The organism is Citrobacter sp. MGH106 (genome assembly GCF_001037495.1).
GTDB lineage: Bacteria > Pseudomonadota > Gammaproteobacteria > Enterobacterales > Enterobacteriaceae > Citrobacter > Citrobacter murliniae.
On the sequence record NZ_KQ089822.1, the window covers coordinates 2,491,859 to 2,515,964 of the forward strand.

The window sequence follows — 24,106 nt, forward strand, 5'->3', positions numbered from 1 at the left end:
CAGAATGTCGTCTTCTTTTTTCAACGTCGGGCTATTCGATGAAACGTGTTTCTCAAATGACCGCGCTGGCACTGGCTTTAGGGCTGGCTTGCGCTTCTTCCTGGGCTGCTGAAACCGCGCAGACGCTCACCTTCAACCAGTTACAGCAAAAACAAGGCGCGGCAATCGATACCCGTCAGAGCGCTTATTATAACGGCTGGCCGCAATCGCTTAATGGCCCTTCTGGACATGAACCTTCCGCCCTGAATCTGTCTGCCGCATGGCTCGACAAGATGAATGATGAGCAACTCTCCGCCTGGGTTCATCAACATCAGTTAAAAACCGATGCCCCGGTTGCACTCTATGGCAACGACACTGATATGCAGGCCGTCAAAAATCGCCTGCAAAAGGCCGGCTTTAGCCATATTTCAACGCTCAGCGATGCGCTGCAGGATCCAGCTCGCTTGCAACGCCTGCCGCACTTCGAACAACTGGTCTATCCGCAGTGGCTGCACGACCTTCAACAGGGTAAAGAGGTCACAGCTAAACCGGCTGGCGACTGGAAAGTGATCGAGGCCGCTTGGGGGGCGCCGAAACTCTATCTGCTCAGCCACATCCCGGGAGCCGGATACATTGATACTAACGAAGTCGAAAGCGAACCGCTGTGGAATAAAGTCTCGGACGCTCAGCTAAAAGCGATGCTGGCAAAACATGGAATTCGCCACGACACAACGGTCATTCTGTATGGCCGCGATGTTTACGCCGCAGCACGTGTCGCACAAATCATGCTGTACGCGGGTGTAAAAGACGTTCGCCTGCTCGACGGTGGCTGGCAAACCTGGTCCGATGCAGGATTACCGGTTGAACGCGGTACTGCGCCAACGGTGAAACCAGAACCGAATTTCGGCGTAACGATCCCTGCCCAACCGCAGCTAATGCTGGATATGGAACAGGCGCGTGGCCTGCTGCACCGCCAGGACGCGTCGCTGGTCAGCATCCGCTCGTGGCCAGAGTTTGTCGGCACCACCAGCGGATACAGCTACATTAAGCCAAAAGGTGAGATTGCAGGCGCTCGTTGGGGCCACGCAGGGAGCGACTCCACGCATATGGAAGATTTCCATAACCCGGACGGCACCATGCGTAGCGCGGATGACATCGCCGCAATGTGGAAGCAGTGGAATATCCTGCCGGATCAGCAGGTCTCTTTCTATTGCGGCACCGGCTGGCGCGCCTCTGAGACGTTTATGTATGCCCGCGCGATGGGCTGGAAAAACGTCTCCGTCTATGACGGCGGCTGGTACGAGTGGAGCAGCCATCCGAAAAACCCGGTCGCCAGCGGTGAACGCGGCCCGGAAAGCAGTCAGTAACCTCTCGCTAGCCCTGACGCTGAAGTGACTTCAGCGTCAGGTAGCCACTCCAGATCCGCGTAAAGGTTGTCATCCAGCACAGCGCGCCAAACACCCAGGCCATCACTGCAAAATATCCAGGGAAAAGGCAGCCCAGAACAAACAACATAATTGTCTCAGTGCCTTCGGTCAGTCCACCCAGATAATAAAATGATTTATGTGCATAGCCAGGGTTATCAATCTGGTGTTTCGCTGCCAGTGCCGCAAAGGCCAGGAAACTGCTGCCGGTGCCAATAAAAGCAAATAGCAACCAGCCACCCGCCAGCGCATTTTGCTCCGGTGCCGCCAGAATAAAGCCAAACGGTACTAAGGCGTAAAACAGGAAGTCGAGCGCAATGTCGAGGAATCCCCCCGCATCGGTTAATCCTCTGCGACGCGCCAGCGCCCCATCCAGACCATCAAACAGACGATTGAGCACAATGGCCACCAGCGCGGCCAGATACCAGCCTGATGCCAGAAATGGCAAAGCCAGTACGCCAATAGCGAAACCGACCAGCGTCAGGCCATCCGGCGTGATAGCGGGTGTATCAATAACCCGTACGCACTGGTGCAGAAGTGGTTTTAATCGCGGGTGAAGATGACGGTCAAGCATGCGGGTGTCCTTTCAAATTGTCGCATAATCCTTGTGAGGGTATATCCAGCGCGGCATTGAAGCGCGCCGAGAGATTTTGAAAGGCGATTAGCGCAGTCATTTCGGTAATCGTGTCGTCGGTAAAATACTGCTTCATTTGCGCCTTCAGTCCATCATCAATCTGTGGCGGCGTGGCGGTAACCGCATCCGCATAGGCCAGTGCCACACGCTCTTCTTCGCTGAACAGCGTTGACGCTTGCCAGTCTGCGACCTGCAACACTTTATCCAGGGCGCCACAACGTTCGGCGAGACGTAAACTGTTGGCATCAATGCAAAAAGCGCAGTGGCACGCCTGAGAAACCCGTGTCATCAATAGCGCCCGCATCACCGGCGTTAATCGCGAGCGTTTTCGCTCCAGAAATCCGACAAACAACGCTACCAACCAGAACAGAAACGGCACCCGCCCCCACCATCGCGTGGGATGTAATACATCGCCATAGTGTTTTTTCTGTGTGGCCACAAGCGGTTTTAAACTGGAAGGGATACGCGTTAACGGCTTTACCCACGACTGAGGATCGTTCAACGGTGACTCCTGAATACTTCAGATAAAACAAAGATAGCGATAGTATGTCATCTTCTGATGTTGAATCTTGATGAATATGATGAAAACCCTCGACGTTGTCGCCGCTATTATTGAACATGATGGCAATATTTTACTCGCTCAACGCCCGGAGCATGCCGACCAATCAGGAATGTGGGAGTTTGCCGGCGGTAAGGTTGAGCCAGGAGAAAGCCAACCGCAGGCGCTGATTCGTGAACTGCGGGAGGAGCTGGGTATCGAGGCAGTCATTGGGCAATACGTTGCCAGCCATCAGCGCCAAGTATCAGGCCGATTGATACATCTGCATGCCTGGCATGTTCCTGCTTATCAGGGCGAACTGAAGGCTCATGAGCATCAGGATTTGGTCTGGTGTACGCCAGAGGACGCGCTGCGTTATCCGCTGGCGCCTGCTGACATTCCGTTGTTGGAGGCGTTTATCCTTTTACGCGACGCCAGACAAGCGGATTCGTGCTGATGGTTTTCTCGTCGCGCTGACACTGTAACAGTACACCATCGGCTTTTATCACCGCCCCTTCTGAGTAATTCTGATCCTGATAAATACAGCACTGATTACAGGGTTGTGCACGTTGTCCGCTGGAGCTAAACACCTCTGGCGGAACATTCACTTGCACATCCGGACGATATAACTGATTTGCCAGTGTCGCGCTGGATAACATCACCAGCACTCCAGCCATAATAAGACGGCGCATACTCTTTCCTTTTAAACTGACATCAATGCTCAGTATAACGGTAGATACCGGCAGAAACTTTAGTCCCTTCCATCATCGTTTTTGGTTATGACCCACGTCGCAATATTAATTTCCTTAGCGGGGTTAATTTTTTCTTGCGTTTCGTCACATGGCTGATGGTATAGTCAAAAACTGCAAAACACTTAACACAAATATCAAAAATATAACCATATCAATACATAAGAGGTTTTTATATCTATGGATCAGACACGTTCTCTGGAGTCATTTCTCAACCATGTACAAAAGCGCGACCCGAATCAAACGGAGTTCGCGCAAGCCGTTCGTGAAGTAATGACCACGCTGTGGCCATTTCTTGAACAAAACCCGCGCTATCGTCAAATGTCATTGCTGGAACGTCTGGTTGAGCCTGAGCGCGTGATTCAGTTCCGCGTAGTCTGGCTTGACGATCGGAATCAGGTACAGGTAAACCGTGCGTGGCGCGTGCAGTTTAGTTCTGCAATTGGTCCTTACAAAGGCGGCATGCGTTTCCATCCGTCGGTAAACCTGTCGATCCTGAAATTCCTCGGCTTCGAGCAGACCTTTAAAAACGCCCTCACCACGCTGCCGATGGGCGGTGGTAAAGGCGGGAGCGATTTCGATCCAAAAGGCAAAAGTGAAGGCGAAGTGATGCGTTTTTGCCAGGCACTGATGACCGAGCTGTTCCGCCACTTAGGGCCAGATACCGACGTGCCTGCGGGCGATATAGGCGTAGGCGGTCGTGAAGTTGGCTTTATGGCCGGGATGATGAAAAAACTGTCCAACAACAGCGCCTGCGTCTTTACCGGTAAAGGTCTCTCCTTTGGCGGCAGCCTGATCCGCCCGGAAGCGACCGGTTACGGTCTGGTGTACTTTACCGAAGCCATGCTTAAACGTCATGGCCTGGGTTTTGAAGGCATGCGTGTCGCCGTCTCGGGTTCCGGTAACGTGGCGCAATTCGCCATTGAAAAAGCGATGGAGTTCGGGGCTCGAGTGGTTACTGCCTCTGACTCCAGCGGCACCGTGGTAGACGAAAGCGGCTTCACCAAAGAAAAACTGGCACGTCTGTGCGCGATCAAAGACAGTCGTGACGGACGCGTGGCGGATTACGCCCGTGAATTTGGTCTGACTTATCTGGAAGGCAAGCAGCCGTGGTCTGTGCCGGTAGATATCGCTCTGCCGTGCGCCACACAGAACGAACTTGATGTCGACGCCGCTCGCGTGCTGATCGCTAACGGTGTGAAAGCCGTCGCTGAGGGCGCAAATATGCCGACCACCATCGAAGCAACCGATCTGTTCCTCGAATCGGGCGTATTATTTGCACCGGGTAAAGCGGCCAACGCTGGCGGTGTGGCGACGTCAGGTCTGGAAATGGCGCAGAACGCTGCGCGTCTTGGCTGGAAAGCAGAGAAAGTTGATGCGCGCCTGCACCACATCATGCTGGATATTCACCATGCCTGCGTCGAGTACGGTGGCGAGAGCAAACAGACCAACTACGTGCGCGGTGCCAACATCGCGGGCTTTGTGAAAGTTGCCGACGCGATGTTGGGTCAGGGTGTTATCTGATCTTGCCCCTTCTGCCTGATGATGCTGAGCTCATCAGGCTTACGCAGTATCTCCGCCCGCCTCAACTGATGGCGGGCTTTTTTTCGCCGAGCGTTTGCGCGGCGCACTCTTTTTCTTCTCACCACCACCCGGAGCGGTAATCCCGCGGAACTGGCGCACCGGCGTACGTTTAGCCTGATCGATAAGCTGATACAACGTCCCTACCAGCGGCTGCATAAAATCCTGATAACGACACTGTTTTTCACTGATTTGTGTCAGAATCGACTCCCAGTGCGCGGTCATATCCGGGCGCGTCGCCATTTCAGGAAGCGAATGGAACAGCGCTTTTCCGGCGTCCGTTGAGTGTATATAACGGCCCTTTTTCACCAAAAATCCGCGCTTAAACAGCAGTTCGATAATCCCGGCGCGCGTGGCTTCCGTTCCTAAACCGTCGGTTGCACGAAGGATCTTTTTCAGATCTTTATCCTGCACAAACCGCGCAATCCCGGTCATCGCCGACAGCAACGTAGCATCGGTAAAGTGGCGCGGCGGCTGGGTTTGGCGTTCAACGACTTCGCCTTTTTCGCACAGCAACTCATCATCTTTTGCCACTACCGGCAGCGGCGTGCCATCGTTGTCTTCATCGCGTTCTTTGTTGCCGAGCAACGTACGCCATCCTGCTTCGGCGAGGAAACGCGCTTTGGCAACAAATTTCCCTTTCGCGATGTCCAGTTCAATGACGCACTTACGGAATACTGCATCTGCGCAGAACTGCATCAGATACTGACGCGCAATCAGGTTATACACCTTCGCTTCGTTGTCATTCAGATTGATGGATGAACTGCGCGCTGTGGGAATAATGGCGTGGTGCGCATCCACCTTTTTATCGTCCCAGCAGCGATTACGCGTATCGGGGTTGACCGCTGGCTGCGGTAACAAATCCGGCGCATGAACGCTGATAGCGTTCATTACCGCATGACGTCCGGCAAAGTGCTCTTCCGGCAGATAGCGGCTATCGGAACGTGGATAGGTAATCAGCTTGTGGGTTTCGTACAGTTTCTGGCAGATATCCAGCACATTTTGCGCACTTAAACCGAAGCGTTTAGCCGCTTCAATCTGCAACGCCGATAACGAAAACGGCAACGGTGCGGATTCTGATTCCCGTTTATCGTTATAGCTGGTGACAATTGCAGGCTGGCCGTTGATACGATTTACCACGTGTTCTGCCAGCGTGCGGTGAAGCAAACGTCCTTCTTCATCCTGATACGGCTCACACGCTTCGCTGGGTTGCCAGATAGCGGTGAACCGCTCATCGGCAGGCGTCACGATATGTGCTTTCACTTCAAAGAAATCTTTTGCGACGAAGTTTTCAATCTCTTCATCACGGCGAACCACCAGTCCGAGAACCGGTGTTTGTACGCGACCAACGGAGAGCACCCCCTGATAGCCCGCGTTACGCCCAAGAATGGTGTAGGCTCGCGTCATATTGATGCCATACAGCCAGTCCGCACGCGCACGCGCCAGCGCCGACACGCATAGCGGGATAAACTCACTGTTAGCGCGCAGGCGGGAAATCGCCCGCTCTACCGCCTGTGGGTTAAGATCGTTGATCAGGCAACGTTGTACCTGCTGACGTTTCTCTGGGGCGAGTTGCAGGTAATCAAGCACTTCATCCACCAGCAGTTGCCCTTCACGATCGGGGTCTCCCGCGTGAATAACTTCACTTGCTTCATGTAAAAAGCGCTTAATCACGTTGAGCTGTTTGGTCACCGAGGGACGCGGCTGTAGCTGCCACTTTTCCGGGACAATCGGCAAGTCGACCAGACTCCAGCGAGCATAGCGACTGTCATAGGCATCTGGCTGCGCCTGTTCAAGCAGATGGCCGATGCACCAGGTCACCACTTGCCCATTTCCGCATTCAATAAAACCATCACCTTTGCGATGCGGTTTAGGTAGCACATCCGCAATCGCGCGAGCCAGACTCGGTTTTTCGGCAATAAACAACCGCATCAAGTTAACGGATCTCAACCATGGCGCGACCGCCACGAGCTTCCACCAGTTCACCAATCGCAGTGAGTTCAATACCGAACTGCGCAGCCGCCGCCTTGACTTCGGCTTCGGCCTCCGGCGTTACCGCCAGCAACAAACCACCCGAAGTTTGCGGATCGCACAACAGGTCACGTACCGACTTCGGCATTTCGCCCATCAAATGCCCATAGCTGGCATAATTACGTTGCGTACCACCCGGTACTGCGCCCTGCGCAATATATTCTTCAACGCCAGGGAGTTTTGGAATGTCCTGATAAACGATCTGCGCCTGGATACCCGCGCCCTGACACATCTCACTCAGATGTCCCAGCAGACCAAAACCGGTCACGTCGGTCATGGCTTTCACGCCCTCAATATCCGCAAACGCTGCACCCGCGACGTTCATGCGACACATCACTTCCGTTGCCAGCCCAATATGTTCAGGCTTGAGCAGCGATTTTTTCTCTGCGGTAGTCAGCACACCAATTCCCAAAGGCTTGGTGAGGAACAGTTTGCATCCCGCCTCGGCGGTGCTGTTTTTCTTCACGCGTTCGGTAGGAACGACGCCTGTAACCGCAAGACCAAAAATCGGCTCCGGAGCATCAATAGAGTGACCGCCCGCCAGGGCAATACCCGCCTGACGACAGGCGAAGCGTCCGCCTTCGGTGACTTCACGGGCAATTTCCGGTGCCAGCTTATCGAGAGGCCAGCCCAGAATAGCGATTGCCATAATCGGTTTGCCGCCCATCGCGAAGATATCGCTGATAGCGTTGGTCGCAGCGATACGGCCAAAATCAAACGGATTATCGACAATCGGCATAAAGAAATCGGTGGTACTGATAACGCTGGTGCCATTTCCCAGATCGTACACTGCCGCATCATCGCGGGTTTCATTACCCACGAGTAAGTTCGGATCGACGAACTTCGCCTGCTCACTGTGCAGGATGGTTTCCAGCACTTTGGGGGAAATTTTACAACCGCAACCGGCTCCGTGGCTGTATTGCGTTAAACGAATAGCTTGCTCGCTCATGGACATCTCCTGTCATTGCAATCCGGATATGGTAGCGCTCATTCCATGATGTGGTAAGAGTGACTGTCTGAATTAGGGTGTCTTTGCTCATAATCCAGACAGTTTTGCTGTTGATATCAGAAATAACGGACGAATGAGGTCGGATCGGCAAGGCTAATCGAGGTGGAAGCTTTTAGCTGCGGTGTACCCAGATAGAGGAAACCAACAATTTTATCCTGTGGTCGACAGTCAAAAGCCTCACGCACTTCCGCGCTTTCCGTTAAGGCACCGCTACGCCAGATCCCGCCAAAGCCTTGTGCAATCGCCGCCATCTGCATAGCCATTACCGCACAACCGGCTGACATTTCCTGCTCCCAGAGAGGAACCTTGCCGTTTTCTTCGCATTTTGCCACTACTGCAATAATTAGCGGTGCACGAAACGGCGCGCTACGCGCTTTTTCTACCGCTTTTTCGTCACCCTGTGCGGCAATCGCACCTTTTTCCAGCGCAACGCTAAAACGCTCGCGACCATCGCCTTCTATCACAAAAAAACGCCATGGCTGCAAAGATTTGTGGTCAGGCGCACGCATCCCCGCCCGCAGAATGTTTTGTAACTGCTCCCCCGTCGGGGCCGGTTCGACAAGGCGAGAAGCGCTACGACGAGTTAAAAGTAATTCGAGTGCATCCATTTGCTTAACTCCAACAATGAAATTTGTTCACAAAATTAACACGTGAGTGGATTTTGTTACAGCACAGGCGGTGATTCCTGCTGACAAGTGCCTGTCGGGTCATTACGATAGCCACATCTTAACGCCTTTCTCCCATCTAACGGGGAGGCGTGTTGTTAATCTGTAGGGAGAATACATGCGAACCCTGTGGCGATTCATTGCCGGATTTTTTAAATGGACGTGGCGATTACTGAATTTCGTCCGTGAATTTGTGCTTAACCTGTTCTTTATCTTTCTGGTGCTGGTTGGCGTCGGTATCTGGATGCAGGTCAGTAGCACTAATACCAGCGAACAGGCCGGACGTGGCGCATTGCTGCTCGATATCTCAGGGGTGATTGTCGACAAGCCCTCAAGTACCAGTCGCTTAAGCGTCATTGGTCGCCAGCTGTTTGGCGCCAGCTCGGATCGTCTACAGGAAAACTCTCTGTTCGACATCGTGAATACCATTCGCCAGGCGAAAGATGACCGCAACATTACCGGCATCGTAATGGATTTGAAAAACTTTGCCGGGGCCGATCAGCCTTCCATGCAGTACATCGGTAAAGCGCTGCGTGAATTCCGCGACAGCGGGAAACCCGTTTTTGCCATCGGCGATAACTTCAGCCAGGGTCAGTATTACCTCGCCAGTTTTGCCAACAAAATTTGGCTCTCCCCACAAGGTTCGGTTGACTTGCACGGCTTTGCTACCAATGGCCTGTATTACAAGTCACTGCTGGATAAGCTGAAAGTCTCCACCCACGTATTCCGTGTCGGGACCTATAAATCCGCCGTTGAGCCGTTTATTCGTGACGATATGTCCCCGGCCGCACGTGAAGCCGACAGCCGCTGGATTGGCGAGTTATGGCAAAACTATCTCGACACCGTTGCGGCCAATCGCCAGATCCCGGCCCAGCAGGTGTTCCCGGGCGCGCAGGCGATGCTGGACGGTCTGACGAAAGTGGATGGCGATACCGCGAAGTATGCCCTCGATAACAAACTTGTCGACGCCCTCGCCTCCAGCGCTGAAGTCGAAAAACTGCTGACTAAACAGTTTGGCTGGAGCAAAGCGGACAAAAATTACCGCGCCGTCAGCTATTACGATTACTCGCTGAAAACCCCGGCTGAGACCGGCGACAGCATAGGCGTGGTCTTCGCCAATGGCGCAATTATGGACGGGGAAGAAACACCAGGGAACGTAGGCGGTGACACTACTGCCGCACAGATCCGTGAAGCACGCCTCGATCCAAAAGTGAAAGCGATTGTTCTGCGCGTTAACAGTCCTGGCGGTAGCGTCAGCGCCTCTGAAGTGATTCGCTCTGAACTGGCTGCAGCTAAGGCTGCGGGTAAACCGGTGGTCGTTTCTATGGGCGGTATGGCGGCTTCAGGGGGTTACTGGATCTCCACACCGGCAAGCTACATTGTGGCAAACCCCAGTACTCTGACTGGTTCAATCGGTATTTTTGGCGTTATCAACACCGTTGAAAACAGCCTGGATTCCATTGGCATCCATACTGATGGCGTTTCAACCTCGCCGCTGGCTGATATTTCTATCACCAAAGCGTTACCGCCAGAAGTCCAGCAGATGATGCAACTGAGCATTGAGAATGGCTATAAGCGCTTTATCACGCTGGTTGCGGATGCACGTAAGACTACGCCAGAGCAGATTGATAAGATTGCTCAGGGCCACGTCTGGACCGGTCAGGATGCGAAAGCTAACGGTCTGGTGGACAGTCTGGGCGACTTTGACGATGCGGTGACAAAAGCGGCAGAGCTTGCCAAACTGAAACAATGGCACATTGAGTATTATCAGGACGAACCGACATTCGTCGATATGGTTATGGACAGTATGTCGGGTTCAGTTCGCGCCATACTGCCACAAGCCATCCAGGCAATGCTTCCGGCACCGCTGGCCTCTGCTGCCAGTGCGGTAAAAGCCGAAGGCGATAAGCTGGCGGCGTTTAACGATCCGCAGAACCGTTATGCGTTTTGTCTGACCTGCGCCAACGTTCGCTAACTCTTGACCCCTCTTCGGGATGAAGAGGGGTTTTTCTTTGAGACAGAAGAAAAAGTCATGCAGAAGAAATCGATTTACGTTGCCTATACCGGCGGTACTATTGGTATGCAGCGCTCAGAACAAGGTTATATTCCGGTCTCCGGCCATCTTCAGCGCCAACTGGCATTGATGCCTGAATTCCACCGCCCCGAGATGCCTGATTTCACTATCCACGAATACGTCCCGCTGATGGATTCATCCGATATGACGCCAGAAGACTGGCAGCATATTGCTGAAGACATTAAAACGCACTACGACGATTACGATGGTTTTGTGATCCTTCATGGCACCGACACCATGGCGTTTACTGCCTCAGCGCTCTCTTTTATGCTGGAGAATCTGGGTAAACCGGTAATTGTGACAGGGTCACAAATACCGCTGGCAGAGCTTCGTTCTGACGGACAAATCAATTTGCTGAATGCGCTATACGTCGCAGCGAATTACCCAATCAACGAAGTTACCCTGTTTTTCAACAATCGACTGTTTCGCGGTAACCGTACAACCAAAGCCCATGCCGACGGTTTTGACGCCTTCGCCTCACCAAACCTTGCCCCGTTGCTGGAAGCCGGGATCCATATCCGCCGCCTGGGAACGCCACCAGCGCCACACGGGGCAGGCGAACTGATTGTTCACCCTATCACCCCGCAGCCGATTGGCGTCGTCACTATTTACCCTGGCATTTCCGCTGACGTGGTGCGCAATTTCCTGCGCCAACCGGTAAAAGCATTAATTCTTCGCTCCTACGGTGTGGGTAATGCGCCGCAAAATAAAGAGTTCCTGAAAGAGCTTGAAGATGCGAGTTCGCGTGGCATTGTGGTGGTTAACCTCACCCAGTGTATGTCCGGCAAGGTGAATATGGGCGGTTACGCAACGGGGAATGCGCTGGCGCATGCCGGGGTTATTGGTGGCGCAGATATGACCGTTGAAGCAACGCTCACCAAGCTGCATTACTTGCTGAGCCAGGGGCTGGATACGCAGGCCATTCGCACGGCGATGACGCAAAACCTGCGTGGTGAGCTCACGCCGGACGAATAGAGGAGTAAACGATAATGGCCAGAGCATTACTGCTGGTTGACTTACAAAACGACTTTTGTGCAGGCGGTGCTCTCGCCGTCCCTGAGGGAGATAGCACCGTGGATGTCGCCAATCGTCTTATTGACTGGTGTACATCGCGTGGTGACGTGATAGGTGCCAGTCTGGACTGGCACCCGGCAAATCACGGTAGTTTTGCCAGCCAGCATCATGTCACGCCCTACAGTCAGGGACAACTTGACGGTCTGCCGCAGACATTCTGGCCGGATCACTGTGTTCAGAATACTGAGGGTGCAGCCCTGCATCCGTTGCTGAACCAACTCGCAATTAATAAGACCTTTTGTAAGGGCGAGAACCCGCTGGTCGACAGCTACAGCGCGTTTTTTGATAACGGCCGTCGACAGGCAACTGCGCTGAATGCGTGGCTACTGGAGAATCGTATTGCTGAACTCATCATCATGGGCCTGGCAACTGATTATTGCGTTAAATTTACTGTTCTTGATGCGCTGGATCTTGGCTATACCGTCAACATCATTACTGATGGCTGTCGTGGTGTGAACATTCAGCCGCAAGATAGCGCGCATGCTTTTATGGAAATGGCGGCAGCGGGTGCAACGCTGTACACGCTGGCAGACTGGGAAGAAACCCAGCGTTAAACCATGCCTGGTGGCGGAACTTATGTCGTCACCAGGTCCCCTATTAACTTCCCCTCTCGGCCTTCTCTGGTATCCCCGCGAGACCCGACACATCGCTTTCGCCGCTTCGCCAGCATGGCGTGAACAGCTTCGCATTTTTCCTTTTTTTAAACTGTTAGTCTGCAAGAGCTGTTTTTTTCGCCACCCACTGGCGTGGCGTGTTTGCTTTTTTAAATGTCAAAGAGGAACACCGATGAAACTATTGCCTTTGTTGGCAGCATTACCCCTGCTTTGTGCAAGCGTTGTTTCCGCAAACTCCCTGATGTCTGTCGGCTACTTTAACGGCGGTGGCGATGTTACTGCCGGCCCTGGCGGTGATATCAATAAGCTGGATGTCCGCCAGATAACCCATCTCAACTATTCGTTTGGTCTTGTCTACAACAATGAAAAAGACGAAACCAATGACGCCCTGAAAGACGCCAGCAAGCTACACCAGATTTGGCTGTCAGAAAAAGTACAGGCTGATTTGCAAAAAATTCCGGTGCTACGCAAGCAAAACCCAAACCTTAAAGTTCTGCTTTCTGTTGGGGGTTGGGGGGCGCGCGGATTTTCTGGCGCGGCGGCTACGCAGGAATCCCGCACGGTGTTTATTCAGTCTGCACAGGCGATTGTTGAGAAATATGGCCTGGATGGCATCGATCTCGACTGGGAATATCCGGTCAACGGCGCATGGGGGCTGGTCGAAAGCCAACCGGCTGACCGCGATAACTTTACCGCGTTACTGAAAGAGCTACGCGCCACATTTGGCCATAATAAGCTGGTCACTATCGCCGTCGGAGCGAACGCTGAAAGTCCGAAAAGCTGGGTAGATGTGAAAGCGATTGCCCCGTTGCTCGATTATATCAACCTGATGACCTACGACATGGCTTACGGTACTCAGTACTTCAACTCAAACCTGTATGATTCGACCCAGTGGCCAACGGTGGCTGCAGCAGATAAATACAGCGCCGATTTTGTGGTCAATAACTATCTCGCCGCAGGATTAAAACCAGGTCAGATGAATCTCGGGATTGGCTTCTACGGCCGGGTACCAAAACGCGCCATCGAACCTGGTATTGACTGGAGCAAACCTGATGCCCAGAAAAATCCGGCAACCCAACCCTACTTCGAACCACAACACATTGAGTTGTTCAAATCGTTGGGGGTTGATCTGAGCAAAGATACCTATGTGAAGTACAACGATATCGTGGCTAAGTTAATCAACGATCCACAAAAGCGCTTTAGTCAGCATTGGGATGATGAGGCCAAAGTGCCGTGGTTGTCAGTACAGTCTGCCAACGGTAAAGCACTTTTCGCCCTCTCTTTTGAAAACCCGCGTTCGGTCGCCATCAAAGCGGACTATATCAAGAGCAAGGGGTTGGGAGGGGCTATGTTCTGGGAGTACGGCGCAGATGATAAAAATCAGTTAGCGAAGCAGCTGGCCGAGTCGTTAGGGATTAAACACTGATCCCAACGCCTGGCACAATAGGTTATGATTATCATAATCCGCTGCACCAGGCTGCTCTGGTGCGGCTTTTTATTTTCTACAGGAGGCATGAAGCGTTATGGCTTTTATCCCTAAAAATTATGCCCGTCTGGAAGTCGGATACCGGGAAAAGGCACTTAAACTCTTCCCCTGGGTTTGCGGACGCTGTTCCCGTGAGTTTGTCTATTCCAACCTGCGTGAATTGACAGTGCACCATATCGATCACGATCACTCCAATAACCCGGAAGATGGTAGCAACTGGGAAATGTTGTGCCTGTATTGTCACGATCACGAGCATTCCAAATATACGGAAGCGGACCAGTATGGTTCAACGGTGGTTGCCGGAGAAGATGCGCAGAAGGCTGTCGGCGAAGCGAAATATAACCCGTTTGCCGATCTTAAAGCGATGATGAACAAGAAATAACAAATACAGCAGGCCCGGCGTGATGTGCTACCGGGCCTGTGACTCAGGATTTGAACGTCGCAATGGGCTCTGGCGTAATACCAAACTCAACTTTCAGCTGTTGCTTACTCTTCATCACCATCTCACCCTTCGTGTCGATAGTCATATGTTGCGCATCAACATTGTGGCGTGCCTGCCATAGCATCACCAACTGCAAACTGTTCTCTTTTTGTTCTGCCGTCAGCGCGACGCCATCCGGCCATTTTCCCAGCTCAACGGCAGTAGATAAGCGCTGATACACTTCCGGCGTCATGCTGTTGATCATCTCATCAAGATTCATGTTAAATCCATTCCCGTAGAATAATTTGCTGAATCGTTTCCTCAGCCTTTGATTTGTTCACCATTTTCATCATCGGTGAAGTTCAAAGACGCCGAATTTACGCAGTAACGTTCCCCGGTAGGTTTTGGACCATCAGGGAAGACATGTCCGAGGTGTGCATCACAGTTTCCGCAGCGGATTTCGATGCGCTGCATACCGTGTGACGTATCTTTTATGTAACGAATGGCCTCTTCGCTAACAGGCTCGTAAAAACTGGGCCAACCGCAGCCGGAATCGTATTTAGTATCTGAACGAAACAGCGGTTTGTCGCAGATCAGGCAATGGTAGACGCCATCACGCTTATTGTGCAGCAAACGCCCGGTAAATGGCGGTTCTGTCCCATGATTTTGCGTCACGTAGAACTGCATTTCGGACAAATTTTTTTTCAGTTCTTCTGGAGAAGGTTGATTAGCCATTTGCTCACATCTCACTTTATCTATACTCACATCGCGAGACAGATTCTAACAAAACATTAACACCGTAGTGCGAACTTTTGTTCTAAACTTGATACTTGCGAAATGGCAGCCTGTTAATCGTGATCACAATCACGTTTTTATCTTGATTGCCCTTTAAAATTCGGGCCGCCGCCCCCATGTGGTTTCAAGCCCAAAGGAAGAGTGAGGCGAGTCAGTTGCGCAAAGCTTAGGCAGCAGATTGATTTGTCGCAATGATTGACACGATTCCGCTTGACGCTGCGTAAGGTTTTTGTAATTTTACAGGCAACCTTTTATTCACTAACAAATAGCTGGTGGAATATATGACTATCAAAGTAGGTATCAACGGTTTTGGCCGTATCGGTCGCATTGTTTTCCGTGCTGCTCAAGAACGCTCTGACATCGAGATCGTTGCAATCAACGACCTGTTAGACGCTGACTACATGGCTTACATGCTGAAATATGACTCCACTCACGGCCGTTTCAACGGTTCCGTTGAAGTGAAAGACGGTCATCTGATCGTAAACGGTAAAAAAATCCGTGTTACCGCTGAACGTGATCCGGCTAACCTGAAATGGGACGAAGTTGGTGTTGACGTAGTAGCTGAAGCTACTGGCCTGTTCCTGACAGACGAAACCGCTCGTAAGCACATCACTGCTGGCGCGAAAAAAGTGGTTCTGACTGGTCCGTCCAAAGATAACACTCCGATGTTTGTTAAAGGCGCTAACTTTGACAAATACGAAGGTCAGGACATCGTTTCTAACGCATCCTGCACCACTAACTGCCTGGCTCCGCTGGCTAAAGTTATCAACGACAACTTCGGCATTATCGAAGGTCTGATGACTACCGTTCACGCAACCACCGCTACTCAGAAAACCGTTGATGGCCCGTCTCACAAAGACTGGCGCGGCGGCCGTGGCGCAGCTCAGAACATCATCCCGTCCTCTACCGGCGCTGCTAAAGCTGTAGGTAAAGTACTGCCAGAACTGAATGGCAAACTGACTGGTATGGCGTTCCGCGTTCCTACTCCGAACGTATCCGTTGTTGACCTGACCGTACGTCTGGAAAAAGCTGCTTCTTACGAAGAAATTAAGAAAGCAATCAAAGCTGCTTCCGAAGGCCCGATGAAAGGCGTTCTGGGTTACACCGAAGACGACGTTGTTTCTACCGATTTCAACGGTGAAGTTTGCACTTCTGTGTTCGATGCTAAAGCTGGTATCGCACTGAACGACAACTTCGTGAAACTGGTATCCTGGTACGACAACGAAACCGGTTACTCCAACAAGGTTCTGGATCTGATTGCTCACATCTCCAAATAAGTTGAGATGAGACAGTAATCTGTAAGAGCGACTCAGGTCGCTCTTTTTTTTGCCTGAAGATATACCCGCCATACTTCAACTTGCAGGTGTGTTGGCTACGTTATCTCCCCCTGTTCGCTTACAACAGTAAGCTCATCGGGATGAATCAGGGGCATTCATGTCCTGGCCGAAGGTTGCCTTCGGTTGTTCAAATTCGTTCCTGACGAATTTGTCGTTCACTTGCCACTTCCTGTAATTCGAATTATTCAGGGTAAAAAAGGATTGCGTAATGATTAATAAAATTTTTGCACTTCCGGTAATCGAGCAAATTACCCCTGTCCTCTCTCGTCGCCAGCTTGATGATCTTGAAATCATTGTTGTCGATCACCCGCAGGTTAAAGCCTCTTTCGCGCTGCAGGGCGCTCATCTCCTCTCCTGGAAACCAAACGGCGAAGAAGAAGTCCTCTGGCTCAGCAACAACACACCGTTTAAGACGGGCGTCGCATTGCGTGGCGGTGTTCCAATTTGCTGGCCGTGGTTCGGTCCGGCTGCCCAGCAGGGTCTACCTTCTCACGGCTTTGCCCGTAACCTGCCCTGGACGCTGAAAGCGCACAATGAAGATGACAACGGCGCTGTTCTGACATTTGAATTGCAAGGCAATGCTGAAACGCGTCAGCTTTGGCCGCATGAGTTTACGCTGTTAGCACGCTTCAAAGTGGGTAAAACCTGTGAGATCGAGCTGGAAGCCCATGGTGAGTTTGAAACCACTTCTGCACTCCACACCTACTTTAATGTAGGAGATATCGCAGCGGTGAAAGTAAGTGGCCTTGGCGACCGCCTGATCGATAAAGTTAACGATGCAAAAGAAGATGTACTGGCTGATGGTATCCAGACGTTCCCGGACCGTACCGATCGTGTGTATCTGAACCCGGAAGCATGCAGCGTCATTCACGATGATTCACTGAACCGCAATATCGACGTTGTGCATCACCACCATCTGAATGTAGTCGGCTGGAACCCAGGCCCGGCGCTGTCTGTCAGCATGGGAGATATGCCGGATGATGGTTACAAAACGTTTGTTTGCGTAGAAACTGCTTATGCCACCGAAACGCAGAAAACAACGGCAGAGAAACCTTCTCGTCTGGCACAAACTATTCGTGTTGCTAAACGATAAGCGATAATTAATACCGGATGATTGACCGAAAAAGTGTGCGGACAACCATCCGGTAAAATCAGGCCATATCCAACGCAGTTTTACCTTTCGGGGCAGGATATGCCTTATCCAGCAATTTCAGCTCGTCGGCGGATAGCGTAATCGCGAGCGCGGCTGCATTCTGCTCCACATGTGCCACGTTTGCCGCTTTTGGAATCGCCACTACCCCCTGATGACGAATAACCCACGCCAGCAAAATCTGAGCGGCGCTGACATTGCGAGCTCTCGCGATATCGTTAACCACGGTGTTCGTGAGCACATCACTGCGTAAACGCCCTGCCTGGGCCAGCGGGCTGTAGGCCATGACCGGCATCTGCTGTTGCTGACACCAGGGGAGTAAATCATATTCAATACCCCGCGATGCCACATGATACAGCACCTGATTAGTGGCACACTGTTGCCCACCCGTAACCTGCCATAACGCCTGCATGTCATCGTAATCTAGATTAGAGACTCCCCAGCGACGGATTTTCCCCTGCGCAATCAATGTTTCCATTGCACTCACGGTCTCTTCAAATGAGTAATCCCCCATCCAGTGCAATAAATAGAGATCCAGATAGTCAGTGTTCAGCCGACGCAGACTCCCTTCACAGGCCGCAATCATTTTTTGGCCGCCCGCATTCCATGGGTAAACTTTTGACACTAAAAACGCATGTTCGCGTCGCCCCGTCAATGCCTCGCCAACGATTTCTTCCGCTGCACCATCAGCGTACATTTCGGCCGTATCAATAAGCTGTAAACCAAGATCCAGCCCTGCCCGCAGCGCATTTACTTCATCACGACGGCGGCTGGCATTCTCGCCCATATACCATGTACCCTGCCCGATAGCTGGAAGCGCAATCTGCTGAGCAAAAATCACCTGCTTGTTTGTCATCACACCCTCCTGTGTTTATGCACCACAGTAAAGCAAAACAACGCGGGTGTGTCCTGTAATGGTGCACAAATTGCACCATCATAGTTTGGACTGATTTTTACGCGGATCATGAGTGACAAGATGTCTGCAGCCAGATACAGAATATGCGTTAATAGTGTGATTCACGCGCAGTGAATAAAAGACAACTTTCCTCGTTTAAAAATAAGTATCGAAGCTTACCCATGGTGATAAAACAAAAAGCCCGCATTTCTGCGGGCTTCCATGTAATCATCTGTTCTTCATTTAGTGAAATCAGAATTTATAAGTAATACCGGTTGAGATCAGACCCGTCCAGGATTTGTCCACCATCGGGCTGTCGGTAATTTCATCAGACAGACGGGTATAACGCGCAGTGGCGTACATGCTCCAGTCGCCAAGGAAATTGTAGTTTGCGCTTAATTCAAGGTACGGGTTCCAGCTGCTGTTAGGATCGTAGCTGCGCAAACCACTGCGGGAAGATTCGTGACGCGATACACCGTAGTAGTAATCGTTCTGGTTTTCGCTGTTCCACTCAACACCAATACCTGGTGTCAGCGTCAGACCACCTTTGGTGTAACGGTACAACCACGCCAGATCCCATACGATACCATTACTGTTGTCCAGCGTGTCTCCCGCCAGGCTGGTGCGCAGGAAACCATATTGCGTATTGTGAACGTAAGACAGACCAGCCATCATGGTGCTCTTACGCTTATCAAGGCTGCGCAGGCGGCTGTCATCGCTGTCGCCCGGCTTAAAGTACATTGGCGACCAGTACGCCATGACTGATAATTTATCTGTGTTGTCATTCCATAGGTAGTAGCCACCGCCCAGACCACGGAACCAGAAGTTCTCGCTTTCGTAGGTCACGACAGGAACGGGATAAACGTCAGTATCATAATCTTTGTAGGGGTGTTCAACCACACCAACGCCTGCGCCCAGCGTCAGGTTGCTTTCTGCTTGCGCAACAGAGGAAGTGGCGATAAGCACGCCAAGTGCCAGAAGTTTGAGTTTGGTCACAATCCATAATTCCTTATTCAAATGTATAGCAACAGAAGTGTAACCGTCATTACGTTACAGCCCAACTATTTTACGTATTAGCCACGTAATGTAACCCCCTAATTTCTCTGCGAGTGATGACATTTTGCTTGCAGAACGATGAATACCGCATGAATCCAACCCTATTTCTTTACATAAGATGTGCTTTTTTTGCTGATGAGTTATTGATATGCCATTGAAATTCGTTTGCGCACACAGGCAAGTTTTGCAAATGCCATCTACGCTTAATTTTAGAAGGTGTATCACCGAATACGTTGATCTCCTGACCACCAAAATGGCATGAGAGTTGCTTATTTCTTCAGCAGCGACGTCGTTCAGTTTACCTCTTCAGGGGCCTCTACTATTCATATGAACGGCTCTTAACATGTGCTAAAAAACGAAAGGACGGCATACCATGAATATATTCGATCACTATCGCCAGCGTTATGAAGCTGCCAAGGACGAAGAGTTCACGCTGCAGGAGTTTCTTACCACTTGTCGGCAAGATCGCAGTGCTTATGCCAACGCGGCAGAGCGGCTATTAATGGCTATTGGTGAGCCTGTCATGGTCGATACTGCCCATGAACCTCGACTTTCTCGACTCTTTTCTAACCGGGTGATCGCTCGTTATCCCGCGTTTGAAGAGTTTTACGGCATGGAAGACGCGATTGAACAGATTGTCTCTTATCTGAAACACGCGGCTCAGGGGCTGGAAGAGAAGAAACAGATTTTGTATCTGTTGGGGCCTGTTGGGGGTGGGAAATCGTCTCTTGCCGAGCGGCTGAAATCGCTGATGCAAAGAGTACCGATTTATGTCCTGAGTGCTAACGGCGAGCGGAGTCCGGTCAACGACCATCCGTTATGCCTGTTTAATCCACAGGAAGATGCCCAGATCCTGGAAAAAGAGTATGGGATCCCGCGTCGCTATCTCGGTACGATCATGTCGCCATGGGCGGCAAAACGTTTACATGATTTCGGCGGGGACATTACTAAATTCCGCGTCGTCAAAGTCTGGCCGTCTATTCTGGAGCAAATTGCTATCGCCAAAACAGAACCTGGCGACGAAAATAACCAGGATATCTCCGCCCTGGTCGGGAAAGTGGATATTCGTAAACTCGAACACCACGCCCAAAACGATCCTGATGCCTATGGTTACTCAGGCGCACTGTGCCGTTCTAACCAGGGGATCATGGAATTCGTTGAGATGTTTAAAGCACCGATTAAAGTGCTGCATCCTCTGTTGACCGCGACTCAGGAAGGAAACTACAACGGCACAGAAGGTATCTCTGCCCTGCCGTTTAACGGCATCATTCTTGCGCACTCGAACGAATCCGAATGGGTAACGTTCCGCAATAACAAGAATAACGAAGCCTTCCTCGACCGTGTTTACATTGTGAAGGTACCGTATTGCTTACGCATTTCCGAAGAGATCAAGATCTACGAGAAATTGCTTAACCACAGTGAGTTGACCCACGCTCCTTGCGCACCGGGTACGCTGGAAACGCTCTCTCGCTTTACTATTCTTTCGCGCCTGAAAGAACCGGAAAACTCGAGCATTTACTCGAAGATGCGCGTTTACGATGGCGAAAGTCTGAAAGATACCGATCCAAAAGCGAAATCCTACCAGGAATATCGGGATTACGCCGGGGTTGATGAGGGCATGAACGGCCTGTCCACGCGTTTTGCGTTTAAGATCCTCTCCCGCGTGTTTAACTTTGACCACGCCGAAGTGGCGGCCAACCCGGTGCACTTGTTCTATGTTCTTGAACAGCAAATCGAGCGCGAACAGTTCCCGCAGGAGCAGTCAGAACGTTATCTGGAGTTCCTGAAAGGCTATCTGATCCCGAAATACGCCGAGTTTATTGGCAAAGAGATCCAGACGGCTTATCTGGAATCCTATTCCGAATACGGGCAGAACATTTTTGACCGTTATGTCACCTATGCGGACTTCTGGATTCAGGATCAAGAGTATCGCGATCCGGATACTGGCCAACTGTTTGACCGTGAGTCGCTCAACTCAGAGCTGGAGAAAATTGAGAAGCCAGCAGGCATCAGTAACCCGAAAGATTTCCGTAACGAGATCGTCAACTTCGTTCTGCGCGCCAGAGCGAATAACAGCGGTCGCAATCCAAACTGGACCAGTTACGAAAAACTGCGCACGGTTATCGAGAAAAAAATGTTCTCGAATACCGAGGAACTGCTGCCGGTCATTTCCTTTAACGCTAAAACCTCGACTGACGAGCAGAAAAAGCACGACGATTTTGTCGACCGTATGATGGAAAAAGGCTACACGCGTAAACAGGTGCGTTTATTGTGCGAATGGTATTTGCGCGTGCGTAAATCATCGTGATGCAAATGCCCGGTGGTACCTGCACTTACCGGGCCTACAAAAACATGCAGCGTAGGCCGGACGCGCGTAAGCGACTTCCGGCACTATGCACACTGCGAAAAGTTGGCAGCACGGGAGGAGCTTATGACCTGGTTTATTGACCGGCGTCTTAACGGCAAAAACAAGAGCACGGTTAACCGTCAGCGCTTCTTACGCCGTTATAAATCGCAAATTAAGCAGTCTATCTCCGAGGCCATTAACAAGCGTTCGGTGACTGATGTCGATAGTGGCGAATCTGTCTCTATCCCGACCGATGATATTAGCGAACCGATGTTTCATCAGGGGCGCGGGGGGCTGCGCCATCGTGTACATCCGGGTAACGACCATTTTGTCCAGAATGACCGTATTGAACGTCCTCAGGGCGGCGGCAGCGGACAAGGCCAGGCCAGCCAGGATGGAGAGGGCCAGGATGAGTTCGTGTTTCAGATTTCCAAAGATGAATATCTGGATCTGCTCTTTGAGGATTTGGCCCTCCCTAATCTGAAGCAAAATCAGCAGCGTCAGTTAACGGAGTACAAAACGCATCGTGCAGGTTTTACCTCTAATGGTGTGCCAGCCAACATCAGCGTGGTGCGATCCCTGCAAAACTCACTGGCGCGCCGTACGGCAATGACAGCGGGTAAACGTCGGGAGTTACACGCCCTTGAAGCCGATCTGGAGACCATCACCAAAAGTGAACCCGTTCAGTTGCTGGAAGAAGAACGATTACGTAAAGAGATTGCCGAACTACGGGCAAAAATCGAACGCGTACCGTTTATCGATACCTTTGATTTACGTTACAAGAATTATGAAAAACGCCCCGATCCCTCCAGCCAGGCGGTTATGTTCTGCCTGATGGATGTCTCCGGTTCAATGGACCAGTCGACAAAAGATATGGCAAAGCGTTTTTATATTCTGCTGTATCTTTTTTTAAGCCGGACTTACAAGAACGTAGAAGTGGTCTATATTCGCCACCACACTCAGGCGAAAGAGGTAGATGAGCACGAGTTCTTCTACTCTCAGGAAACCGGGGGGACGATTGTCTCCAGCGCCCTAAAATTGATGGATGAAGTGGTGAAAGACCGCTACGATCCTGCCCAATGGAATATCTACGCGGCGCAGGCATCGGATGGAGATAACTGGGCTGATGATTCGCCGCTGTGTCATGAGATTCTGGCGAAAAAACTGCTGCCGGTGGTGCGATATTATAGCTATATCGAAATCACCCGTCGTGCGCACCAAACCTTATGGCGTGAGTACGAACATTTGCAATCGACCTTTGAAAACTTTGCTATGCAGCATATTCGTGACCAGGATGATATTTACCCGGTATTCCGCGAGTTGTTCCATAAGCAGAGTACCACCAGCAATAATTAGATATCGCTAACAGGCCAGAACATACGTTCTGGCCTGTTTTTATTTTCCCTTCACCGAACAGCAAGCGATATAATTTAATTGATGCCGCTGGGATTTAAAAAAGCGAAACATTTTAAGGAACCGACGCCGATTTTCATGCGTACGTAAGCCGTTAAATGCAATTTTGAGTGCGCCACCTAACCCCTCATCACGAATTAATCCGCGAGGCGACATTAACGACATTTCGCCATTTTTCTGCATAACATGCTCAAACCCGGCATTCAGGAAGAGTTCACTCCAGCCCTGTCGGGTCATCGGGCTTACGTTTGACTTCACCACCTGCATTAGCTGACTTTGATCGCCCTCACCCAGTTTTTGGCTGGTGAACATAATATCGTGAGTTAATAACCGTCCCCCGGGTTTCAGCACCCGATGGTATTCCGCAATCAGCTTCGCCTTGGCTTTGTCGGCATACATTGTCAACATGGCTTCGTTAATCACAACGTCAAAACTGTTATCAGCAAAAGGGAGAGTGCTCGCGTTAGCAGCCATTACATGGATGTGATTTTCCAGCCCATGAACAACCACATTACTTCTCGCTCTGGCGAGCGCGTCCTTATCCATATCAATGGCATAAACCGTACAGCCAAAGCGCTGAACCAGCTCTATCGCCGTCGTCGCCATATTGCATGCCACCTCAAGTACCTGGCAATCAGGCGTCAGTTGTGACTGGTTGAACAACCAGTCAGTTGCTTCAATTCCGCCTGGGCGTAGACGGGTTTTACCCAGGCTGGCTAAAAATGTATGGCCCGCTTTTTCAGTCGTGCTCATTTGCCTGTCTCCTTTTTCATAAGTTGCATTATAAATACAACATTAAGATTCAAAGGTGAAGTGTGCGAATGATTTTTATTA

General features: G+C 51.2%; 23 protein-coding genes. 12 read left to right on the forward strand and 11 right to left on the reverse strand.

Annotated features, from left to right (window positions below; translation table 11 throughout):
* Positions 1-38 precede the first annotated feature (38 nt).
* The gene (locus SK36_RS11750; protein ID WP_048222712.1) at positions 39-1,346 is read left to right on the forward strand and encodes a sulfurtransferase; all 1,308 of its coding nucleotides are present in this window, start codon (positions 39-41) and stop codon (positions 1,344-1,346) included.
* 7 nt (positions 1,347-1,353) lie between these two features.
* On the opposite strand, the gene SK36_RS11755 is transcribed toward SK36_RS11750, so the two are convergent.
* Together SK36_RS11755 and SK36_RS11760 are read right to left on the reverse strand one after the other, a co-directional pair.
* On the reverse strand, positions 1,354-1,977 hold the full coding sequence (locus SK36_RS11755; protein WP_045442017.1) for a CDP-alcohol phosphatidyltransferase family protein: 624 nt from the start codon (positions 1,975-1,977) through the stop codon (positions 1,354-1,356).
* On the reverse strand, positions 1,970-2,539 hold the full coding sequence (locus tag SK36_RS11760; protein WP_045442014.1) for a carboxymuconolactone decarboxylase family protein: 570 nt from the start codon (positions 2,537-2,539) through the stop codon (positions 1,970-1,972). The genes SK36_RS11755 and SK36_RS11760 overlap by 8 nt, the downstream gene beginning before the upstream one ends.
* Before the next feature lie 76 nt (positions 2,540-2,615).
* Between SK36_RS11760 and SK36_RS11765 the strand changes: the two genes are divergently transcribed.
* Positions 2,616-3,032, forward strand: coding sequence for a pyrimidine (deoxy)nucleoside triphosphate diphosphatase (locus SK36_RS11765; RefSeq protein WP_136345532.1), 417 nt, complete (start codon positions 2,616-2,618; stop codon positions 3,030-3,032).
* Here the strand turns inward: SK36_RS11765 and SK36_RS11770 are convergent.
* A complete protein-coding gene (locus tag SK36_RS11770; protein WP_045442011.1) occupies positions 2,992-3,267 on the reverse strand; it encodes a YnjH family protein in 276 nt (91 codons plus the stop codon). The two genes, SK36_RS11765 and SK36_RS11770, sit on opposite strands and share 41 nt — an antisense overlap.
* A gap of 237 nt (positions 3,268-3,504) precedes the next feature.
* Between SK36_RS11770 and gdhA the strand changes: the two genes are divergently transcribed.
* A complete protein-coding gene (gene gdhA / locus SK36_RS11775) occupies positions 3,505-4,848 on the forward strand; it encodes an NADP-specific glutamate dehydrogenase (RefSeq protein ID WP_045442009.1) in 1,344 nt (447 codons plus the stop codon).
* 39 nt (positions 4,849-4,887) lie between these two features.
* Here gdhA and topB read toward each other — a convergent pair whose 3' ends face one another.
* The 3 genes from topB to SK36_RS11790 form a co-directional block, all read right to left on the reverse strand.
* A complete protein-coding gene (gene topB, locus SK36_RS11780) occupies positions 4,888-6,837 on the reverse strand; it encodes a DNA topoisomerase III (RefSeq protein ID WP_045442006.1) in 1,950 nt (649 codons plus the stop codon).
* 4 nt (positions 6,838-6,841) lie between these two features.
* Positions 6,842-7,885, reverse strand: coding sequence for a selenide, water dikinase SelD (selD, locus tag SK36_RS11785; protein WP_045442004.1), 1,044 nt, complete (start codon positions 7,883-7,885; stop codon positions 6,842-6,844).
* Positions 7,886-8,001: 116 nt separating this feature from the next.
* Complete coding sequence (locus tag SK36_RS11790; protein ID WP_048221610.1) at positions 8,002-8,553, reverse strand: NAD(P)H nitroreductase; 552 nt, start codon at positions 8,551-8,553, stop codon at positions 8,002-8,004.
* Between the two features lie 175 nt (positions 8,554-8,728).
* Between SK36_RS11790 and sppA the strand changes: the two genes are divergently transcribed.
* The 5 genes from sppA (at position 8,729) to yajD (ending at position 14,240) form a co-directional block, all read left to right on the forward strand.
* Positions 8,729-10,585 carry a signal peptide peptidase SppA gene (gene sppA, locus SK36_RS11795; RefSeq protein ID WP_048221611.1) on the forward strand — a complete coding sequence of 619 codons (1,857 nt, stop codon included), beginning with the start codon at positions 8,729-8,731 and terminating at the stop codon, positions 10,583-10,585.
* Between the two features lie 57 nt (positions 10,586-10,642).
* Positions 10,643-11,659, forward strand: a complete 1,017-nt coding sequence (ansA, locus tag SK36_RS11800) for an asparaginase (RefSeq protein ID WP_048221612.1) — start codon at positions 10,643-10,645, stop codon at positions 11,657-11,659.
* Positions 11,660-11,673: 14 nt separating this feature from the next.
* The gene (gene pncA, locus SK36_RS11805; protein ID WP_048221613.1) at positions 11,674-12,312 is read left to right on the forward strand and encodes a bifunctional nicotinamidase/pyrazinamidase; all 639 of its coding nucleotides are present in this window, start codon (positions 11,674-11,676) and stop codon (positions 12,310-12,312) included.
* A 232-nt stretch (positions 12,313-12,544) separates the two neighbouring features.
* Positions 12,545-13,798: a chitinase ChiD gene (locus tag SK36_RS11810; protein WP_048221614.1), complete on the forward strand. Its 1,254-nt coding sequence runs from the start codon at positions 12,545-12,547 to the stop codon at positions 13,796-13,798.
* A 97-nt stretch (positions 13,799-13,895) separates the two neighbouring features.
* On the forward strand, positions 13,896-14,240 hold the full coding sequence (gene yajD / locus SK36_RS11815; protein ID WP_003832478.1) for an HNH nuclease YajD: 345 nt from the start codon (positions 13,896-13,898) through the stop codon (positions 14,238-14,240).
* Between the two features lie 43 nt (positions 14,241-14,283).
* Here the strand turns inward: yajD and SK36_RS11820 are convergent, their stop codons facing one another.
* Together SK36_RS11820 and msrB are read right to left on the reverse strand one after the other, a co-directional pair.
* Positions 14,284-14,559 carry a YeaC family protein gene (locus tag SK36_RS11820; protein ID WP_045441989.1) on the reverse strand — a complete coding sequence of 92 codons (276 nt, stop codon included), beginning with the start codon at positions 14,557-14,559 and terminating at the stop codon, positions 14,284-14,286.
* A gap of 41 nt (positions 14,560-14,600) precedes the next feature.
* Positions 14,601-15,014 carry a peptide-methionine (R)-S-oxide reductase MsrB gene (gene msrB / locus SK36_RS11825; RefSeq protein ID WP_045441986.1) on the reverse strand — a complete coding sequence of 138 codons (414 nt, stop codon included), beginning with the start codon at positions 15,012-15,014 and terminating at the stop codon, positions 14,601-14,603.
* 341 nt (positions 15,015-15,355) lie between these two features.
* Here msrB and gapA point away from each other — a divergent pair, with 341 nt between their 5' ends.
* Both gapA and SK36_RS11835 read left to right on the forward strand, forming a co-directional pair.
* A complete protein-coding gene (gapA, locus tag SK36_RS11830) occupies positions 15,356-16,351 on the forward strand; it encodes a glyceraldehyde-3-phosphate dehydrogenase (protein WP_045441983.1) in 996 nt (331 codons plus the stop codon).
* 268 nt (positions 16,352-16,619) lie between these two features.
* A complete protein-coding gene (locus tag SK36_RS11835; RefSeq protein WP_048221615.1) occupies positions 16,620-17,504 on the forward strand; it encodes a D-hexose-6-phosphate mutarotase in 885 nt (294 codons plus the stop codon).
* A 58-nt stretch (positions 17,505-17,562) separates the two neighbouring features.
* On the opposite strand, the gene SK36_RS11840 is transcribed toward SK36_RS11835, so the two are convergent.
* Positions 17,563-18,417: an aldo/keto reductase gene (locus SK36_RS11840; protein WP_048221616.1), complete on the reverse strand. Its 855-nt coding sequence runs from the start codon at positions 18,415-18,417 to the stop codon at positions 17,563-17,565.
* 291 nt (positions 18,418-18,708) lie between these two features.
* Positions 18,709-19,452, reverse strand: a complete 744-nt coding sequence (locus SK36_RS11845) for a MipA/OmpV family protein (RefSeq protein WP_048221617.1) — start codon at positions 19,450-19,452, stop codon at positions 18,709-18,711.
* 433 nt (positions 19,453-19,885) lie between these two features.
* Between SK36_RS11845 and yeaG the strand changes: the two genes are divergently transcribed.
* Complete coding sequence (gene yeaG / locus SK36_RS11850; protein ID WP_045441971.1) at positions 19,886-21,820, forward strand: protein kinase YeaG; 1,935 nt, start codon at positions 19,886-19,888, stop codon at positions 21,818-21,820.
* 123 nt (positions 21,821-21,943) lie between these two features.
* The gene (locus tag SK36_RS11855; RefSeq protein ID WP_048221618.1) at positions 21,944-23,215 is read left to right on the forward strand and encodes a YeaH/YhbH family protein; all 1,272 of its coding nucleotides are present in this window, start codon (positions 21,944-21,946) and stop codon (positions 23,213-23,215) included.
* A 39-nt stretch (positions 23,216-23,254) separates the two neighbouring features.
* On the opposite strand, the gene SK36_RS11860 is transcribed toward SK36_RS11855, so the two are convergent.
* Positions 23,255-24,025 carry a class I SAM-dependent methyltransferase gene (locus SK36_RS11860; protein ID WP_048221619.1) on the reverse strand — a complete coding sequence of 257 codons (771 nt, stop codon included), beginning with the start codon at positions 24,023-24,025 and terminating at the stop codon, positions 23,255-23,257.
* Between the last annotated feature and the right edge of the window lie 81 nt (positions 24,026-24,106).

Excerpts from the sequence above, each read along its gene's own strand:
- yajD (WP_003832478.1), top strand. The coding sequence starts at position 13,896 with ATGGCTTTTATCCCTAAAAATTATGCCCGTCTGGAAGTCGGATACCGG.
- SK36_RS11755 (WP_045442017.1), bottom strand. The coding sequence starts at position 1,977 with ATGCTTGACCGTCATCTTCACCCGCGATTAAAACCACTTCTGCACCAG.
- selD (WP_045442004.1), bottom strand. The coding sequence starts at position 7,885 with ATGAGCGAGCAAGCTATTCGTTTAACGCAATACAGCCACGGAGCCGGT.
- SK36_RS11765 (WP_136345532.1), top strand. The coding sequence starts at position 2,616 with ATGATGAAAACCCTCGACGTTGTCGCCGCTATTATTGAACATGATGGC.
- SK36_RS11860 (WP_048221619.1), bottom strand. The coding sequence starts at position 24,025 with ATGAGCACGACTGAAAAAGCGGGCCATACATTTTTAGCCAGCCTGGGT.
- SK36_RS11835 (WP_048221615.1), top strand. The coding sequence starts at position 16,620 with ATGATTAATAAAATTTTTGCACTTCCGGTAATCGAGCAAATTACCCCT.
- SK36_RS11770 (WP_045442011.1), bottom strand. The coding sequence starts at position 3,267 with ATGCGCCGTCTTATTATGGCTGGAGTGCTGGTGATGTTATCCAGCGCG.
- gdhA (WP_045442009.1), top strand. The coding sequence starts at position 3,505 with ATGGATCAGACACGTTCTCTGGAGTCATTTCTCAACCATGTACAAAAG.
- SK36_RS11820 (WP_045441989.1), bottom strand. The coding sequence starts at position 14,559 with ATGAATCTTGATGAGATGATCAACAGCATGACGCCGGAAGTGTATCAG.
- msrB (WP_045441986.1), bottom strand. The coding sequence starts at position 15,014 with ATGGCTAATCAACCTTCTCCAGAAGAACTGAAAAAAAATTTGTCCGAA.
- pncA (WP_048221613.1), top strand. The coding sequence starts at position 11,674 with ATGGCCAGAGCATTACTGCTGGTTGACTTACAAAACGACTTTTGTGCA.
- sppA (WP_048221611.1), top strand. The coding sequence starts at position 8,729 with ATGCGAACCCTGTGGCGATTCATTGCCGGATTTTTTAAATGGACGTGG.
- SK36_RS11855 (WP_048221618.1), top strand. The coding sequence starts at position 21,944 with ATGACCTGGTTTATTGACCGGCGTCTTAACGGCAAAAACAAGAGCACG.
- SK36_RS11810 (WP_048221614.1), top strand. The coding sequence starts at position 12,545 with ATGAAACTATTGCCTTTGTTGGCAGCATTACCCCTGCTTTGTGCAAGC.
- SK36_RS11840 (WP_048221616.1), bottom strand. The coding sequence starts at position 18,417 with ATGACAAACAAGCAGGTGATTTTTGCTCAGCAGATTGCGCTTCCAGCT.
- topB (WP_045442006.1), bottom strand. The coding sequence starts at position 6,837 with ATGCGGTTGTTTATTGCCGAAAAACCGAGTCTGGCTCGCGCGATTGCG.
- SK36_RS11790 (WP_048221610.1), bottom strand. The coding sequence starts at position 8,553 with ATGGATGCACTCGAATTACTTTTAACTCGTCGTAGCGCTTCTCGCCTT.
- SK36_RS11750 (WP_048222712.1), top strand. The coding sequence starts at position 39 with ATGAAACGTGTTTCTCAAATGACCGCGCTGGCACTGGCTTTAGGGCTG.
- ansA (WP_048221612.1), top strand. The coding sequence starts at position 10,643 with ATGCAGAAGAAATCGATTTACGTTGCCTATACCGGCGGTACTATTGGT.
- gapA (WP_045441983.1), top strand. The coding sequence starts at position 15,356 with ATGACTATCAAAGTAGGTATCAACGGTTTTGGCCGTATCGGTCGCATT.
- yeaG (WP_045441971.1), top strand. The coding sequence starts at position 19,886 with ATGAATATATTCGATCACTATCGCCAGCGTTATGAAGCTGCCAAGGAC.